Here is a 17,273-nt window from a genome sequence, read left to right as displayed (position 1 = left end):
CCTGCCCATAACCTGACAGGCAGATTACAACTTTGTCAGGTTGACCTGCATCGGCAGTCCCCACGGTATAAAGCGTCCGTTCCATTTGCCCAGAGCTATTTATTAAACAGAGCTACCCATGAAATTGCTGATCGTCGAAGACCAAGCGAAAACCGGCCACTACTTGCGCCAAGGCCTGACCGAGGCCGGGTTCAATACCGAACTGGTGGCTGACGGCGGTACTGGCCAGCAAATGGCGCTGACCGGCGAATACGCCTTATTGATCCTCGACGTGATGCTGCCCGGCCGTGATGGCTGGCAGATTCTGCAAGCGGTGCGCGGCGCCGGCCTCGACACGCCGGTCCTGTTTTTGACCGCCCGCGACGCCGTGGAAGACAGGGTTCACGGCCTGGAACTGGGCGCCGACGATTATCTGGTCAAGCCTTTCGCGTTTTCCGAACTGCTGGCCCGGGTGCGCAGCCTGTTGCGGCGTGGCAGCGCCACGCCTCAGGAAACCAGCCTGCAACTGGCCGACTTGCGCCTGGACCTGATCCGCCGCCGGGTCGAACGCAACGGTCAGCGCATCGACCTGACCGCCAAGGAATTCGCCTTGCTGGAAATGCTCCTGCGTCGGCAAGGTGAAGTCCTGCCCAAGTCGCTGATCGCCTCCCAGGTGTGGGACATGAATTTCGACAGTGACACCAATGTCATCGAAGTAGCGATCCGGCGCCTGCGCCTGAAGATCGACGATGACTTCCCCAACAAACTGATCCACACCGTGCGCGGCATGGGTTACGTCCTCGAAGAGCGCGACGCCTGATGCGCCGACTGTCCTTGAGCAATCGCCTGGCCCTGCTGTTTGCCGCCTGCACCGCCGTGGTGTCGTTGTTTGCCGGGGTGCTGTTCAGCCGCGCCAGCGAAGCGCATTTCGTTGAACTCGATCAGCAATTGCTGGACGGCAAGTTGATTGGTTTGCGTCGGGCGCTGCACGACCTTCAATCCAGTGAAAGCGAAGTCAAACTGCAAGACGAGTTGAGCCGCCAAGCCGATTTTTCGCTGCGCATTACCGGCAGCGATGGTCAGCGCTGGTATGACAGCTCTACTCGACTGCCCAAGGAGCTTCCGCAAACGCCGGGGTTGTCGACCCTGAGCCGCGACGGCACAGACTATCGCGTGTTGAACGCCCCGCTGTTTCTCGATAAACCCGACTCGCCGCAACTCACGCTGTTGCTGAACATCACCCATCACCAACACTTCCTGCAACGCATGCAGCACTTGATCTGGCTGACGGTTGGCCTCTCGGCTTTGGCCACCGCCCTGCTCGGCGCCTGGGCGGCACGCAGCGGTTTGCGCCCCCTGCGGCGCATGAGTGCGGTGGCCAGCGGTGTTTCCGCACATTCGCTCAACGCACGTTTGCCGGAAGAGAACATGCCGCCAGAGCTTGCGGAAATGGCCCACAACTTCAACGCCATGCTCGGGCGCCTCGACGACTCTTTTCAACGGCTCTCGGCCTTCTCTGCCGACATCGCCCATGAACTGCGCACGCCCTTGTCGAACCTGCTGACCCATACCCAAGTCACCCTCACCCGCCCGCGCCCCATCGAGGATTACCGCGAAGCGCTGCACAGCAACCTCGAAGAACTGCAATGGATGGCGCAACTGGTCAACGACATGTTGTACCTGGCCAAGGCTGATCACGGTTTGCTGATGCCCAAGCGCGAACCGCTGGAACTGGCGGAGGAAGTGGATGTGTTGCTGGAGTTCTTCGCGCCGCTGGCCGAGGACGCTCAGGTGAAACTGAGCCATGATGGCAGCGCGCGGATGGAGGGCGACCGCAGCATGCTGCGCCGTGCGCTTTCCAATTTGCTGGATAACGCATTGCGGTTTACGCCTGCCGAGGGTGAGGTTCGGGTGCGGATTGTCGATCAACCCAAAGGCTTGAGCCTTGCGGTTGAGAACAGCGGGGACGGAATTTCTGAAGAGTTGTTACCGCGATTGTTCGACCGGTTTTATCGGGCCGATCCGGCGCGCCAGGAAGGTAGCAGTGAGCATGCGGGGCTGGGGTTGGCGATTACCCAGTCGATCATTCGTGCCCATGGCGGGCAGATTCGTTGCGAATCGGAGAATGGGTGGACGCGGTTTGTGATTGAGTTGCCAAAAGAAAATTGAGGCTGCCAGGTCTGGCCCCTTCGTGAGCAAGCCCGCTCCCACATGGGATCTGAGTTGATCACAAATCTGTGGCTCAACTCGATCAACTGTGGGAGCGGGCTTGCTCGCGAAAGCGGTGTAACAGCTTACGAATACCGCAACGCGTGAGCCGGCTCAATCTTCGCCGCCCGCCACGCCGGATAAACCGTCGCCAAAAAGCTCAGGATGAACCCGGCCGAGCAGATCAACAACACATCCCCGCCCTGCAATTCCGAAGGCAAATTGCTGACGAAGTACACATCCGAACTGAAGATGTGCTGCCCGGTGACCCGTTCCAGCCAACCCACCAGTTCACTGACGTTCAACGCCGCGATCACGCCCAGCACACCGCCAATCAAGGTGCCGACAATCCCGATCACCGTGCCCTGCACCATGAAGATCGCCATGATCTGCCGTGGCGTGGCGCCGATGGTGCGCAGGATTGCGATGTCCGCGCCCTTGTCGTTCACCACCATGATCAAGGTTGCGATGATGTTGAACGCTGCCACCGCGACGATCATCAGCAACAACAGGCCGATCATGGTTTTTTCCATTTTCATCGCGCTGAACAGGCTGCCCTGGGTGTGGGTCCAGTCGTCAGCCTTGTAAGCCGTGCCGAGGCCGTTGGCGATGTCGTTCGACACCTTCGGCGCCGCGTACAGATCCTTCACCGCCAGGCGCACGCTTTGTACCTGGTTCGGCTGCCAATGCTGCATCTGCGCGGCGTCGGCCATGTGGATCAGCGCCATCGAACCGTCCAGTTCGGCGCCGACCTTGAACACACCGACCACATTCAGCCGCTGCATGCGCGGAGTGATGCCGCCCGGTGCGCTGCTGACTTCCGGCACGATCAGGGTGATCTTGTCGCCGACATTCAGGCGAAAGCGCCGCGCGGTGATTTCACCAACGACCACGCCGAACTCACCCGGCTTCAGGTCATCAAGACGACCCTGGACGATGTGCTGCGCAACGATGGATACCTTGCCTTCCTGCGCCGGGTCGATGCCGCTGACCTGGATCGGCTGCATCGAGCCTTTATAAGAAAGCATGCCTTCCATTTCAGTGAACGGCACGGCGGCGGTCACTTCAGGATTTTTCATCGCGGCGGCAGCCACCGGCTGCCAATCGTCGATCGGGTTCACGCCGACGATGGTCGCGTGGGGCACCATGCCGAGGATGCGCGAGCTCATTTCGCGCTGGAACCCGTTCATCACCGACAACACCACGATCATCGCCAATACGCCCAGGGCGAGGCCGATCATCGAGGTCATCGAGATGAAAGATACGAAGCGATTGCGGCGCTTGGCGCGGGTATAGCGCGCGCCGATAAAGATCGATAACGGTCTGAACATTCGCTGGGCACCGTATAAAAATAAAAGACCCGACGGACTTTTCAGTCACGTCGGGTTTGGGCCGATCAGATGGGCGTCAGGCAACCTTCCTGCAAATGCAGGACGCGGTCCATCTGGCGGGCCAGGTTCATGTCGTGAGTCACCACCAGGAACGCCGTGCGCATCGAGGTGCTGAGTTCCAGCATCAAATCCTGAATGCCTTGCGCGGTGTGGGAGTCGAGGTTGCCGGTCGGCTCGTCGAGCATCACCAGGCCCGGGTTGTTCACCAGGGCGCGGGCGATGGCCACACGCTGACGCTCACCACCGGACAACTCCGAAGGTTTGTGCTGCAGGCGATGCCCCAGCCCTACCCGTTCCAGCAATGCGGTGGCGCGCTGACGCGCTTCCGGGATCGCAGTCTTGCCGATCAGCAGCGGCATGCAGACGTTTTCCAGCGCGGTGAATTCTGGCAGCAAGTGGTGGAACTGGTACACGAACCCGAGGGAACGGTTACGCAGCAAGCCACGATTCTTCTCGCTCAGGGCCGAGAGCTCTTCGCCGTCGAGCCAGACGCTGCCCTTGGTCGGCGTATCGAGGCCGCCCAGCAGGTTGAGCAAAGTACTTTTGCCCGACCCCGAGGTGCCGACAATCGCCACACGCTCACCCGGATGCAGTTCCAGTTGCAGACCGGCCAACACTTCTACCGACTCCGGACCTTCCTCGTAGGATTTGCCCAGGTTGCGGCAGCTCAAGATTGCTTTTTCACTCATGCCCGACTCACTCATAACGTAGCGCCTCCGCAGGCTGGGTGCGCGCGGCACGCCAGGCTGGATACAGGGTGGCGAGGAAACTCAGTACCAACGCGGCGGCGCAGACCATCAACACATCCTGGCTCTGCACTTGCGACGGCAGGTAATCGATGAAATACACGTCGGCGTTGAGGAATTTATGCCCGATCAGCCCTTCGAGGGCCGAAATCGCGGCGCTGACGTTCAACGCGGCGAAGATCCCGACCACGGCGCCGATCAGCGTCCCCACCACACCGATGACCGTGCCCTGGACCATGAAGATCGCCATGATCGATCCCGGCGTGGCGCCAAGGGTGCGCAGAATCGCGATATCGCCCTTCTTGTCGTTCACCACCATCACCAGCGTGGAGATGATGTTGAAGGCCGCGACGGCGACGATCAGCAACAACAGCAGACCGATCATGGCTTTTTCCATGCGGATTGCCTGATACAGGTTGCCGTGGGTGCGGGTCCAGTCGCGAGCGTAGTAATGGTCTTCGCCGAGTTGCTGGGCAAGGGTCCATGCCACGCGTGGCGCCTGGAACAGGTCATCGAACTTCAGGCGGATGCCCTGGACCTGATCCGGTTTCCAGCGATGCAGCCTGGCCAGATCCTGCAGGTTGGTCACGCCCAGGTAGCCGTCCAGTTCACCGGCGCCGACATGGAAGATGCCGACCACGGTAAATCGTTTCATGCGCGGGAACATCCCGGCCGGGGTCACGGTGACTTCCGGCGCGACAAACGTCAGCTTGTCACCAATCGACGCGCCGAGTTTGGCCGCAGCCTTGTCGCCGATGACGATGCCGAAGCTGCCGGGGGTCAGGTCGTCGAGTTTTCCCTGCTGCATGAAGTTATCAATGATCGAGACCTGGCGCTCCAGCGCCGGGTCGATGGCATTGAGCAACACCTTGGACACCTTACCGTTGTTGGTCAGCAGCCCCTGCATCTGGGTGAACGGCGCCACGGCCGTCACCTGCGGGTTCTGCTTGACCTTGGCGGCCAGGCTTTGCCAGTCGCTGATGGGTTCACCGGACTCGATGGTCGCGTGGGGCACCATGCCCAGCACGCGGGTGCGCATCTCATGATCGAAGCCGTTCATGACCGACAGCACGACGATCATCACGACCACGCCAAGAGCGAGCCCGATCATCGAAGTCAGGGAAATGAACGACACAAAATGATTGCGACGCTTTGCACGGGTATAACGCGTGCCAATAAATACGAAGAGAGGTCTGAACATGTCGGGGCTTGTTCGGAGGGAAAAGGAACGTCCTTGTGGCGGGGGTCGATAACCAGCTTTACACTCAGACCACCGCCGCTACCATGGGTTCGCCATGTCGACATTAGATGAAGAAGATCGCCGCGAATACTACCGTATCGAGGACACGATCGCACTGGAAATTCGGACCCTGTCTGCTCCCGAAGCCGCAGGCCAGGAAGTGTTGCAGGATGCTTCCCCACTATTCAACCTGCTCAGCGAATTGCACCTGAGCGAATTCGAGTCGCAGCACCTGTTGCGCCAGATCAGTGAGCGCGACCGGGCGATTGCGGCATTCTTGAAATCCCAGAACAAACGCATCGATCTGCTGAGCCAGGTGGTTGCCCTGACCGTGCTCGGACAGATCGGCGAACCGCAACCGGTGATCATCTCCGAAGGCGGCATCGACTTTCAGCATCCGACGCCGATTGCGGTCGGTGCGCACCTGTCGGTCAAACTGGTGCTGATGCCGCAAGCGCTGGGTCTGCTGCTGCGGGCCCGGGTCACCCACTGCGACCGCAAGGGCGACGGCTACGATGTCGGCACCGAGTTCGAATACCCGACCGATGCCCAGCGTCAATTGCTCGCCCGCTACATTTTGCAAAAGCAGGCCCAGGAACGACGCCTGGCCCGCGAACAAAACGAATCAGGCATTTAATTAAGGAAGAACCGTGACCCTCATCTACGGCCATCGCGGCGCCAAAGGCGAAGCACCGGAAAATACCCTGACCAGTTTTCAGGAATGTCTCAAGCACGGCGTACGCCGTTGCGAACTGGACTTGCACCTGTCCATGGACGGCGAGTTGATGGTCATCCATGACCCGACGCTCAAGCGCACCACCGACCGTCGCGGCAAAGTGGTCGAGCACACCGCCAAGGATCTGGTGACCTACGACGCGCGCAAGGGCGGCCCGGGCTGGATCAAGCCGTGCCCGATTCCGACGCTGGAAGAACTGTTCGAGAAATGCGATTTCGAACACTGGCAACTGGAAGTCAAAAGCGCTTCACGCACCCGCGCCGCGACTACCGTATTGGCGATTCGTGAAATGGCGGTGCGTCATGGCCTGCTGGACAAGGTGACGATCACCTCGAGTTCCCGCGAAGTATTGAAAGCCGCGCTGGACCTGGTGCCGGACGTGTCCCGGGGATTGGTGGCCGAGTACGCCTGGCTCGACCCGTTGAAGGTCGCGCAAAGTTATGGCTGTGAGATTTTGGCGCTGAACTGGACCCTGTGTACGCCGGAACGCCTGCAGAAGGCGCAGCGTCAGGGGCTGCATGTGTCGGTATGGACAGTCAACGAGCCCGCGCTGATGCGCAGACTCGCCGACTTCGGCGTTGACAGCCTGATTACAGACTTTCCCGGTTTGGCCACTGCCACGCTCGAGAATTGCTGAAATCGGTCTCCCCGGCCGGCTCAGGCCACCGGCCGGAGCCGCTCAAAAAAGCCGGTTGAGGCCATCGTACGCCGCTACCCGATAGGCTTCGGCCATGGTCGGGTAGTTGAACGTCGTGTTGACGAAGTATTTCAAGGTGTTCAGTTCGCCCGGCTGGCTCATGATCGCCTGGCCGATGTGAACAATCTCCGACGCCTGATAGCCGAAGCAGTGAACGCCCAGCACTTCCAGGGTTTCACGGTGGAACAGGATCTTCAGCATGCCCTGGGGCTCGCCGGCGATCTGTGCACGCGCCATGCTCTTGAAGAACGCCTTGCCCACTTCGTACGGCACTTTGGCCTGGGTCAACTCCTGCTCGTTTTTGCCGATCGAGCTGATCTCCGGAATGGTGTAGATGCCGGTCGGCACATCATTCACAAAGCGCCAGCTGTTGTTATCGACGATGCTGCCAGCGGCCGAACGGCCCTGGTCGTGCGCGGCACTGGCCAGGCTCGGCCAGCCGATCACGTCGCCGGCACCGTAAATGTTCGGTACACAGGTGCGATAGGCTTCATCGACTTCGATCTGGCCACGGCTGTTGACCTTCACGCCGATGTTTTCCAGACCCAGTGCGTCGGTGTTGCCGGTACGGCCGTTGCACCAGAGCAAGGCGTCGGCCTTGATCTTCTTGCCGGACTTGAGGTGCAGGATCACACCGTTGTCCACGCCTTCGACGCGGTCGTAATCTTCGTTGTGGCGAACCGTGATGTTGTTGTTGCTGAAGTGATAGCTCAGGGCCTGGGAAATTTCCGAGTCCAGGAAGCTCAGCAACTGACCACGGTTATCCACCAGCTCAACCAGCACACCCAGACCACTGAAGATCGAGGCGTATTCGCAACCGATCACGCCAGCGCCATAAACGATGAGTTTGCGCGGGGTGTGGTTGAGGCTGAGGATGGTGTCGCTATCGTAGATACGCGGGTGATGGAAATCGATGTCCGCCGGGCGATAAGGACGCGAGCCGGTGGCGATGATGATGTGCTTGGCCACCAGTTTTTCGACCACGCCGTTGGCGCACACCACTTCGATGGTTTGCTCGTCGGCGAAGCTGCCAGTGCCGAAGAACACGTCGACGCGGTTACGGGCGTAGTAGCCGGTGCGCGAAGCAACTTGTTTGGAGATAACTTTTTCTGCGCTTTTCAGCACGTCCGGAAACGAGAACCAACGCGGCTCACCAATGGCCCGGAACATCGGGTTGGTGTTGAACTGCATGATCTGCCGGACCGAGTGACGCAATGCCTTGGACGGGATGGTGCCCAGGTGGGTGCAGTTGCCGCCGACCTGGCGACGGCTGTCGACCATCGCCACCTTGCGCCCTGCTTTGGCGGCGTTCATTGCCGCGCCTTCTCCCGCCGGGCCGGAACCCAGCACCACCACGTCGTAGTTGTAGACAGCCATGCGTACTCCTCAGAACAGGCCGCGGCGCCCTCGGCACCTGCGGCTAAATCACGCCGATCTGCGGCGTGAAGGAACAATTTGGGGCCAGTGCAGAACCCGGACACAGTCTATAGAAGCGTCAACGCCGCGCACATTAACCCTTGGTCGCGTCGTAGGCTACTTTTGCCTGCGCCACAACGCCAGTCTTCAATGCTTGAATCGCCGTAATCATTCGGTTTTGCTGCCACTGAGCCGTTCAAAAGCCTGATTGGCCCGTGTGACGAAACCTGTATCGGCACGAATCACAAAGAATGCACCGATGTTGTGTTTTTGCGCGTAGTCCCAACCCCGCTCGGGGCCGAGAATCAGCAACAGCGTCGATAAGCCATCGGCCATCAGGGTTGAAGGATTAATTACCGTGACGGAGGCCAGCTTGTGGGTGATCGGCGCGCCGGTGCGGGCGTCGAAGGTGTGGGAATAACGCTGACCGCCCTGCTCGAAATAATTGCGGTAGTCGCCGGAGGTGGAGACACCGTAGCCATCGACATTGATGATGCGCTCGGCTACTTGCTGATCATCCCGGGGCTCTTCCAGGGCAATTTTCCACGGCGAGCCGTCGAGCTTTTTACCCGCAGCCTTGAGTTCGCCGGTAGCTTCGGCGAGGTAGTTGTGGATGCCCATGCTTTCGAGTTTTGCGGCGATGGTGTCGACCGAGTAGCCGGCGGCGATGCTGTTGAAGTCGACCTCGACGGCGGCATCCTTGCAGAGTTGATTGCCGTCGATGCGCAGGTGCGTGTGCCCGACTCGCCGCATCGCTTGGGCCAGTGCCTCGGCGCTCGGGACTTTTTCTTCGCGGGCTTGTGGGCCGAACCCCCAAAGGTTCATCAGGGGCTCAACCGTCAAGTCGTAGGAACCTTCGCTTTGCAGCGACAGCTGTTCACCGACGCGCACCAATTCTAGGATCGGCGCGGGCATTGTCTGACAGCGATTGGCGGGGAGATCGTTGAAACGCTCGATGTCCGAGTCGCTGCGATAAGTGGACATTTGCCGATCAACGTCGGCGAGAATTTTTTCGACTTCGGCCTGTACTTCTTTCGGCGCGGGCAAACCCTCAGTTCGTACGTACTTGATCGAATAGGCGCTGCCCATGGTCGGGCCGCCGAAGCTTTCCATGGAATCGCCGTTGCCGCAGCCGGATAAGGCGCTGACCAACAGAACGGAAAAAACCTTCCGTTTCAACAATTTCTCTTCCCCCGAACACCCCTGACACAACGCCAGTGCCGACCATTATGCAATACCCCTGTAGGAGCGAGGCTTGCCCGCGAAAGCGATCAACCTGACACACCGCCTTCGCGGGCAAACCTCGCCCCTACAGATTTCTAAGTCGCTCAACCTCTATATCCATGCCGGCTAATGGCTATAACGTTTAAGCAGCAGCCTAACTAATTGTTGCCTACGCTAACTCATACACATATCGTTACAAAACTGTTCGGCGCGTGCCTGCATGCTTGAGGCCGACAGCATGGAAGCGTCAAGACCAGGGATTTCCAATAAGACAGCCAAAGTGAGAGCGTTAAAATGTCCTCGAATACGGGCAAAGGCAAAGCGATCTTTCGCGTTGTCAGCGGTAATTTTCTTGAGATGTTCGACTTTATGGTCTACGGCTTTTACGCCACGGCCATTGCGAAGACCTTCTTCCCTGCCGACAGCGCATTCGCCTCCCTGATGCTGTCCCTGGCGACATTTGGCGCCGGGTTCCTGATGCGTCCGTTGGGTGCGATTTTCCTTGGCGCCTATATCGACCGTCATGGTCGTCGCAAAGGGCTGATCATCACCCTCGCCCTGATGGCCGCCGGCACGGTGCTGATTGCCTGCGTGCCGGGTTACGCCACATTGGGCGTCGCTGCGCCGTTGATCGTGCTGTTTGGTCGCCTGTTGCAAGGCTTCTCGGCAGGCGTCGAACTCGGTGGTGTGTCAGTGTACCTGGCCGAAATTTCCACCCCGGGCCGCAAAGGCTTCTTCGTCAGTTGGCAATCCGCCAGCCAACAGGCCGCCGTGGTATTCGCCGGCTTGCTGGGTGTGGGCTTGAACCACTGGCTCAGCCCGGAACAAATGGGTGACTGGGGCTGGCGCGTACCGTTCCTGATCGGCTGCATGATCGTGCCGGTAATCTTCGTGATTCGTCGCTCCCTGGAAGAAACCCCTGAATTCCAGGCGCGCAAACACCGCCCTACCCTGCAGGAAATCGTCCGTTCGATCGGTCAGAACTTTGGCATCGTCATCGCCGGCATGGCGCTGGTGGTCATGACCACCGTGTCGTTCTATCTGATTACCGCCTACACGCCGACCTTCGGTAAAGCCGAGTTGCATCTGTCGGATCTGGATGCGCTGCTGGTTACCGTGTGCATCGGCCTGTCGAACTTCTTCTGGCTGCCGGTGATGGGTTCTGTGTCCGACAAGATCGGGCGTAAACCCCTACTGTTGGCGGCGACCATTCTGGCGATCCTCACCGCCTACCCTGCCCTGTCGTGGCTGGTGGCGAACCCGAGCTTCAGCCATCTGCTAATCGTCGAGTTGTGGTTGTCGTTCCTGTATGGCTCGTACAACGGCGCCATGGTGGTGGCCCTGACCGAGATCATGCCGGTAGAAGTTCGTACGACCGGCTTCTCCTTGGCCTACAGCCTGGCTACCGCGACCTTTGGCGGCTTCACACCGGCGGCGTGCACCTATTTGATCCACGTGCTGGACAACAAGGCGGCGCCGGGGATCTGGCTCAGTGGCGCGGCGGTGTTGGGGTTGATCGCGACGCTGGTGTTGTTCCGTGGCAACAAGCATGAGTTGCGGACTGCGCAAGCGGCAGTGGTTGGCGGCACGCGCTAGATCGCATTCGCGGGCAAGCCTCGCTCCTACAGGTCGCGTGCAATATCAAAATTCGCGCATAACCCGTAGGAGCGAGGCTTGCTCGCGAAGAGGCCCACCCAGGCAACACACCCACGACAGACAAACGCCACAAACAAAAACGCCCCGACCAAAGTCGGGGCGTTTTCATGTGCGGCTAAAGCTTAGCGCGGGAACGCTGGCGGGTTTACCCCGGCCATGTCTTCCATTACGCGCACTACCTGGCAGCTGTAACCGAATTCGTTGTCGTACCAAACGTACAGAACAACGCGGTTGTCTTGGCTGATGGTCGCTTCAGCATCCACAACGCCAGCGTGGCGCGAGCCAACGAAGTCGGTGGACACCACTTCCTGCGAGTTGACGTAGTCGATTTGCTTATGCAGATCGGAGTGCAACGCCATGTAACGCAGGTAGTCGTTCATCTCTTCACGGGTGGCGGCTTTCTCAAGGTTCAGGTTGAGAATGGCCATCGACACGTTAGGCGTCGGAACGCGGATCGCGTTACCGGTCAGCTTGCCGGCCAGCTCAGGCAAAGCCTTGGCAGCAGCGGTGGCAGCACCGGTCTCGGTGATCACCATGTTCAGCGCGGCGCTACGGCCACGACGATCGCCCTTGTGGAAGTTGTCGATCAGGTTCTGGTCGTTGGTGTACGAGTGAACCGTTTCAACGTGACCGTTGATGATGCCGAACTTGTCGTTGACTGCCTTCAGCACCGGCACGATGGCGTTGGTGGTGCAGGACGCCGCGGAAACGATCTTGTCGTCAGCGGTGATTTCGCCATGGTTGATGCCGTGAACGATGTTCTTCAGCTTGCCTTTACCAGGCGCGGTCAGCACAACGCGGTCGATACCCGGGCAAGCCAAGTGTTGGCCCAGGCCCTCGGCGTCACGCCATACACCGGTGTTGTCCACCAGCAGCGCGTCTTTGATGCCGTACTGGGTGTAATCCACTTCAGTCGGGTTTTTCGCGTAGATAACCTGGATCAGGTTGCCGTTGGCGGTGATGGTGTTGTTGGCTTCATCAATGGTGATGGTGCCATCGAACGGACCATGAACCGAGTCGCGACGCAGCAGGCTGGCGCGTTTGACCAGGTCGTTCTCGGCGCCTTTGCGGACGACGATGGCGCGCAGGCGCAGGCCGTCGCCACCACCGGTTTTTTCGATCAGGATGCGCGCCAACAGACGGCCGATACGACCGAAGCCGTAAAGAACAACGTCGGTGCCTTTGCGTGCGGCAACGTTTTGCTGACCAACGACATCGGCCAGTTCTTCACGGACGAACTGCTCGGCCGTGCGGCCATTGCCTTCGGCCTTGAATTTGACCGCCAGCTTGCCCAGGTCGACCGAAGCGGCGCCGAGCTTGAGCTCGCTCATGGCTTTGAGCAGCGGGAATGTTTCGTGGACGGACAGTTCGCTGTCATCGGACTGGCGATGGCGAGCAAAGCGGTGGGCTTTGAGAATCGCAATGACTGAACGATTGATCAGGCTGCGGCCATAGATCGAGCTCACCACGTTGTTATTGCGGTAGAGCTGACCGATAAGCGGAATCATCGCTTCTGCGAGTGCTTCACGGTCGATCCATTCACCAAGACACTGGTCGGGCTTCTGAGTCACGGGAACCTTCCACATATGTAGGGGCAGAAAAAAGGGGCTACATTATGCCGCCGAGTGCCTCTCGTAGCAATGCGCGCCTGTCGTGCGAGCCGTAACAAATTTCCCTTCAAAAAAATTACGCCTCGCTGAAGCCCAGTAAATACGGGGCTTGTAGCGCTGTCAATTTTTTGGAGGTAGCGCTGCCTTGTCCGTAACCATCCGTAACACAGGTTGTTTTTGCCACTACATAATCGGCAATTTTCACTGAAAAACGGCCGGATTTTGTCTTTACCACTACATTTTGCCCAACCCGCGTAATAGACATATCTGCAACTGACAGCCGGCACCTGAGGCCGCTACAATTACCGACTTTGTCGCAACGCTTGGAGCTCAACCTTCCGTGCCCGTTCTGCGTCTACCGCTTCTCCCTGCCGCGGCAGGTAAACAGCACTGGGGCAACCTGCCCGGTGCCGCCCTGAGCCTGGCCATCGCCGAGGCCGCCAGCGCTGCCAAGCGCTTTACCTTGCTACTGACCGCCGACAGCCAAAGTGCCGAACGGCTGGAACAGGAGCTGAGTTTCTTCGCCCCGGATTTGCCCGTACTGCATTTTCCCGACTGGGAAACCCTGCCCTACGACCTGTTCTCGCCGCACCAGGACATCATCTCCCAGCGCATTGCCAGCTTATATAGGCTGCCAGAGCTGACCCACGGCGTGCTGGTGGTGCCGATCACCACGGCGCTGCATCGCCTGGCGCCGACCAAGTTCCTGCTCGGCAGCAGTCTGGTGCTGGACGTCGGCCAGAAGCTCGACGTCGAGCAAATGCGCACCCGGCTCGAAGCCAGCGGCTATCGCTACGTCGACACGGTGTACGAGCACGGCGAATTTACCGTGCGCGGCTCGCTGATCGACCTGTTCCCGATGGGCAGCAAACTGCCGTTCCGGATCGACCTGTTCGACGACGAAATCGAGACCCTGCGCACCTTCGACCCCGACAACCAGCGCTCCATCGACAAGGTCGACACCGTTCGCCTGCTGCCCGCGCGGGAATTTCCGCTGCAAAAAGATGCGGTCACGCGCTTCAAGGCGCGGTTCCGCGAGCGTTTCGACGTGGACTTCCGTCGCTGCCCGATCTTTCAGGATTTGAGCAGCGGGATCACGCCGGCCGGTATCGAGTACTACCTGCCGCTGTTCTTCGATGAAACCTCGACGCTGTTCGATTACCTGCCGCAAGACACCCAGGTATTTTCCCTGCCGGGCATCGAACAAGCCGCCGAGAACTTCTGGAACGACGTGCGCAATCGCTATGAAGAGCGCCGCGTCGATCCTTCCCGTCCTTTATTACCGCCGGCCGAGCTGTTCCTGCCGGTGGAAGACTGCTTCGCGCGCCTGAAAAACTGGCCGCGCGTAGTGGCCAGCCAACAAGACGTTGAAACCGGTGTCGGCCGCGAACGCTTCCCGGCGCAGCTGTTGCCGAACCTGGCCATCGAAGCCAAGGCCTCCCAGCCACTCGCTGCGTTGGCTGGTTTCCTCGACGAATTCCCCGGACGTGTGCTGTTTACCGCCGAGTCGGCGGGCCGTCGTGAAGTACTGCTGGAATTGCTCGAACGCCTGAAGCTGCGCCCGAAAACCGTCGACAGTTGGCCGGACTTTGTCGCCGGCAAGGATCGCCTGGCGATCACCATTGCGCCGCTGGACGAAGGCCTGCTGCTGGACGACCCGGCATTGGCGTTGATCGCGGAAAGCCCATTGTTCGGTCAACGGGTGATGCAGCGCCGTCGCCGGGAAAAACGCGCCGACGGCAATAACGATGCAGTGATCAAGAACCTCACCGAGCTGCGCGAAGGCGCTCCGGTGGTGCACATCGATCACGGCGTTGGCCGTTACCTCGGCCTCGCGACCCTGGAAATCGACGACCAGGCTGCCGAGTTCCTGACCCTGCAATACGCTGAAGGCGCCAAGCTCTACGTGCCAGTGGCCAACCTGCACCTGATCGCTCGCTACACCGGCAGCGACGATGCCCTGGCCCCGCTGCACCGTCTCGGTTCCGAGACCTGGCAGAAAGCCAAGCGCAAAGCTGCCGAACAGGTGCGCGACGTGGCCGCGGAGTTGCTCGACATTTATGCCCGCCGCGCCGCCCGCGAGGGATATGCCTTCGCCGACCCGAAAGCCGATTACGCGACGTTCAGCGCCGGCTTCCCGTTCGAAGAAACCCCGGACCAGCAGACCACCATCGACGCCGTTCGCGCCGACATGCTCGCGCCCAAACCAATGGACCGACTGGTCTGCGGTGACGTGGGTTTCGGCAAGACCGAAGTGGCGATGCGTGCCGCGTTCATCGCGGTGCACGGCGGTCGCCAAGTGGCGATCCTGGTGCCGACCACCCTGCTCGCCCAGCAACACTACAACAGCTTCCGCGACCGCTTCGCCGACTGGCCAGTGAGCGTGGAAGTGATGAGCCGGTTCAAGTCGACCAAGGAAGTGAACGCAGCTATCGCTGAACTGGCCGAAGGCAAGATCGACATCGTGATCGGCACGCACAAGCTGCTGTCCGACGATGTGAAAATCAAAAACCTCGGGCTGGTGATCATCGACGAAGAACACCGTTTCGGTGTCCGTCAGAAGGAACAGCTCAAGGCCCTGCGCAGTGAAGTCGACATCCTGACGCTGACCGCCACGCCGATTCCGCGCACGCTGAACATGGCGGTGTCGGGCATGCGCGACCTGTCGATCATCGCCACGCCGCCGGCCCGTCGCCTGTCGGTGCGGACCTTCGTCATGGAGCAGAACAAAAGCACGGTCAAGGAAGCCCTGCTGCGCGAGTTGCTGCGCGGCGGCCAAGTCTACTACTTGCACAACGATGTGAAAACCATCGAGAAATGCGCCGCCGACCTCGCCGAACTGGTGCCGGAAGCGCGGATCGGCATCGGCCACGGTCAGATGCGCGAGCGCGAACTCGAACAGGTGATGAGCGACTTCTACCACAAGCGCTTCAACGTGCTGATCGCCTCGACCATCATCGAGACCGGCATTGACGTGCCGAGCGCCAACACCATCATCATCGAGCGTGCCGACAAGTTCGGCCTGGCGCAGCTGCACCAGTTGCGAGGCCGGGTCGGTCGCAGTCACCACCAGGCGTACGCGTACCTGCTGACGCCGCCGCGCCAGCAAATCACCGGCGACGCGGAAAAGCGTCTGGAAGCCATCGCCAACACCCAGGACCTCGGCGCGGGCTTCGTGCTCGCCACCAACGACCTGGAAATCCGAGGCGCCGGCGAACTGCTGGGCGACGGCCAGAGCGGGCAAATCCAGGCCGTCGGTTTCACGCTGTACATGGAAATGCTTGAGCGCGCGGTGAAGTCGATCCGCAAGGGCGAACAACCGAACCTCGATCAGCCACTCGGCGGCGGTCCGGAAGTCAACTTGCGCGTGCCGGCGTTGATTCCCGAGGACTACTTGCCGGACGTTCACGCCCGTTTGATTCTCTACAAACGCATCGCCTCGGCCACCGACGAGGAAGGTCTCAAGGACCTGCAAGTGGAGATGATCGACCGTTTCGGCCTGTTGCCGGAGCCGACCAAAAACCTGGTGCGGATCACGCTACTGAAGTTGCAGGCCGAACAACTGGGCATCAAGAAAGTCGACGGCGGCCCGCAAGGTGGTCGCATCGAATTCGCCGCCCAGACGCCGGTCGACCCGCTTACCTTGATCAAACTGATCCAGAGCCAACCCAAACGCTACAAATTCGAAGGCGCCACGATGTTCAAATTCATGGTGCCGATGGAGCGCCCGGAAGAGCGCTTTAATACTGTAGAGGCGTTGTTTGAACGCCTCCTCCCGAAAACTGCTTGAAGGACGCCGTATGCGCCTGTTTCGCTCGCTGACTTTGTTGATGACGCTGATTGCTCCCTCGGCGTTTGCCGATGATCTGTATCAGGTCGAAATGATTCTGGTCCGGCAAAACGCCGTGCCTGCCATTGTCAGCCGCGCCGCGCCGGAAGACTGGGCTGCCGGCGCACAACGCCTCAGCCCCGACAGCCAGCGCACGCCAAGCCTCAATGGCGAAGTGGAGAAACTCACCGCCAGCAACGATTACACGGTGTTGCTGCATAAGGCCTGGCAACAGACCCTGGGTGAAGCTGAAAGCAAAATCGCAATCAGTGACGGTACAGAACAGTTCGGTCAGTTCCCGATCGAGGGCACGCTGAACCTGAAACTGGGGCGCTTCACCGACGTTGACGCCGACTTCTGGGTCAATCAGATCGACGGCAATGGCATGGTCACCGCCAGCGAACGCCTGAAGCAGGAAAGCCACACCAAGAACGGCCAGCTGAACTTCCTCGACAACGGCCACCTCGGCTTGCTGATCAAGATCACTTCGCTGACTGCCCCTGCGCCTCGGCCAGCCCCCGAACAAATTCCGGACTGATTG

At 60.0% G+C, this 17,273-nt stretch carries 13 protein-coding genes; 7 read left to right on the top strand and 6 right to left on the bottom strand.

What is annotated here, in order from left to right:
- The first annotated feature begins 118 nt into the window (after positions 1 to 118).
- Positions 119 to 799 (top strand): heavy metal response regulator transcription factor, encoded by a 681-nt coding sequence (locus ACWIKB_RS25040; RefSeq protein WP_475270170.1) that lies wholly within the window; start codon positions 119 to 121, stop codon positions 797 to 799.
- The gene (locus ACWIKB_RS25035) at positions 799 to 2,148 is read left to right on the top strand and encodes a heavy metal sensor histidine kinase (RefSeq protein WP_475270168.1); all 1,350 of its coding nucleotides are present in this window, start codon (positions 799 to 801) and stop codon (positions 2,146 to 2,148) included. The genes ACWIKB_RS25040 and ACWIKB_RS25035 overlap by 1 nt, the downstream gene beginning before the upstream one ends.
- Positions 2,149 to 2,273: 125 nt before the next feature.
- On the opposite strand, the gene ACWIKB_RS25030 is transcribed toward ACWIKB_RS25035, so the two are convergent.
- The 3 genes from ACWIKB_RS25030 to ACWIKB_RS25020 form a co-directional block, all read right to left on the bottom strand.
- Positions 2,274 to 3,518, bottom strand: a complete 1,245-nt coding sequence (locus ACWIKB_RS25030) for a lipoprotein-releasing ABC transporter permease subunit (RefSeq protein WP_054054257.1) — start codon at positions 3,516 to 3,518, stop codon at positions 2,274 to 2,276.
- Between the two features lie 65 nt (positions 3,519 to 3,583).
- Positions 3,584 to 4,267 (bottom strand): lipoprotein-releasing ABC transporter ATP-binding protein LolD, encoded by a 684-nt coding sequence (lolD, locus tag ACWIKB_RS25025; protein ID WP_166655989.1) that lies wholly within the window; start codon positions 4,265 to 4,267, stop codon positions 3,584 to 3,586.
- A 7-nt stretch (positions 4,268 to 4,274) separates the two neighbouring features.
- Positions 4,275 to 5,525: a lipoprotein-releasing ABC transporter permease subunit gene (locus ACWIKB_RS25020; RefSeq protein WP_403022277.1), complete on the bottom strand. Its 1,251-nt coding sequence runs from the start codon at positions 5,523 to 5,525 to the stop codon at positions 4,275 to 4,277.
- Between the two features lie 94 nt (positions 5,526 to 5,619).
- Here ACWIKB_RS25020 and ACWIKB_RS25015 point away from each other — a divergent pair, with 94 nt between their 5' ends.
- Complete coding sequence (locus ACWIKB_RS25015; protein ID WP_213936898.1) at positions 5,620 to 6,201, top strand: PilZ domain-containing protein; 582 nt, start codon at positions 5,620 to 5,622, stop codon at positions 6,199 to 6,201.
- A gap of 13 nt (positions 6,202 to 6,214) precedes the next feature.
- A complete protein-coding gene (locus tag ACWIKB_RS25010; protein WP_123403413.1) occupies positions 6,215 to 6,937 on the top strand; it encodes a glycerophosphodiester phosphodiesterase in 723 nt (240 codons plus the stop codon).
- A gap of 42 nt (positions 6,938 to 6,979) precedes the next feature.
- Here the strand turns inward: ACWIKB_RS25010 and sthA are convergent, their stop codons facing one another.
- On the bottom strand, positions 6,980 to 8,374 hold the full coding sequence (gene sthA / locus ACWIKB_RS25005) for a Si-specific NAD(P)(+) transhydrogenase (RefSeq protein WP_054054267.1): 1,395 nt from the start codon (positions 8,372 to 8,374) through the stop codon (positions 6,980 to 6,982).
- Between the two features lie 207 nt (positions 8,375 to 8,581).
- Complete coding sequence (locus ACWIKB_RS25000; protein ID WP_475270301.1) at positions 8,582 to 9,526, bottom strand: FAD:protein FMN transferase; 945 nt, start codon at positions 9,524 to 9,526, stop codon at positions 8,582 to 8,584.
- Between the two features lie 405 nt (positions 9,527 to 9,931).
- Here ACWIKB_RS25000 and tcuC point away from each other — a divergent pair, with 405 nt between their 5' ends.
- Positions 9,932 to 11,233 (top strand): tricarballylate/proton symporter TcuC, encoded by a 1,302-nt coding sequence (gene tcuC / locus ACWIKB_RS24995; RefSeq protein ID WP_475270164.1) that lies wholly within the window; start codon positions 9,932 to 9,934, stop codon positions 11,231 to 11,233.
- 182 nt (positions 11,234 to 11,415) lie between these two features.
- Here the strand turns inward: tcuC and ACWIKB_RS24990 are convergent, their stop codons facing one another.
- The gene (locus ACWIKB_RS24990) at positions 11,416 to 12,879 is read right to left on the bottom strand and encodes a glyceraldehyde-3-phosphate dehydrogenase (protein ID WP_123512271.1); all 1,464 of its coding nucleotides are present in this window, start codon (positions 12,877 to 12,879) and stop codon (positions 11,416 to 11,418) included.
- Positions 12,880 to 13,243: 364 nt separating this feature from the next.
- On the opposite strand from ACWIKB_RS24990, the gene mfd reads away from it, so the two are divergent.
- Complete coding sequence (mfd, locus tag ACWIKB_RS24985) at positions 13,244 to 16,693, top strand: transcription-repair coupling factor (protein ID WP_475270161.1); 3,450 nt, start codon at positions 13,244 to 13,246, stop codon at positions 16,691 to 16,693.
- 10 nt (positions 16,694 to 16,703) lie between these two features.
- Positions 16,704 to 17,270 carry a CsiV family protein gene (locus ACWIKB_RS24980; protein WP_475270159.1) on the top strand — a complete coding sequence of 189 codons (567 nt, stop codon included), beginning with the start codon at positions 16,704 to 16,706 and terminating at the stop codon, positions 17,268 to 17,270.
- The last annotated feature ends 3 nt before the right edge of the window (positions 17,271 to 17,273 follow it).

This window comes from Pseudomonas sp. 5Vm1k, from assembly GCF_056161485.1.
The sequence above is the reverse complement of the archived record's forward strand: the minus strand, read 5'-3'. Positions and strand labels throughout refer to the sequence as shown.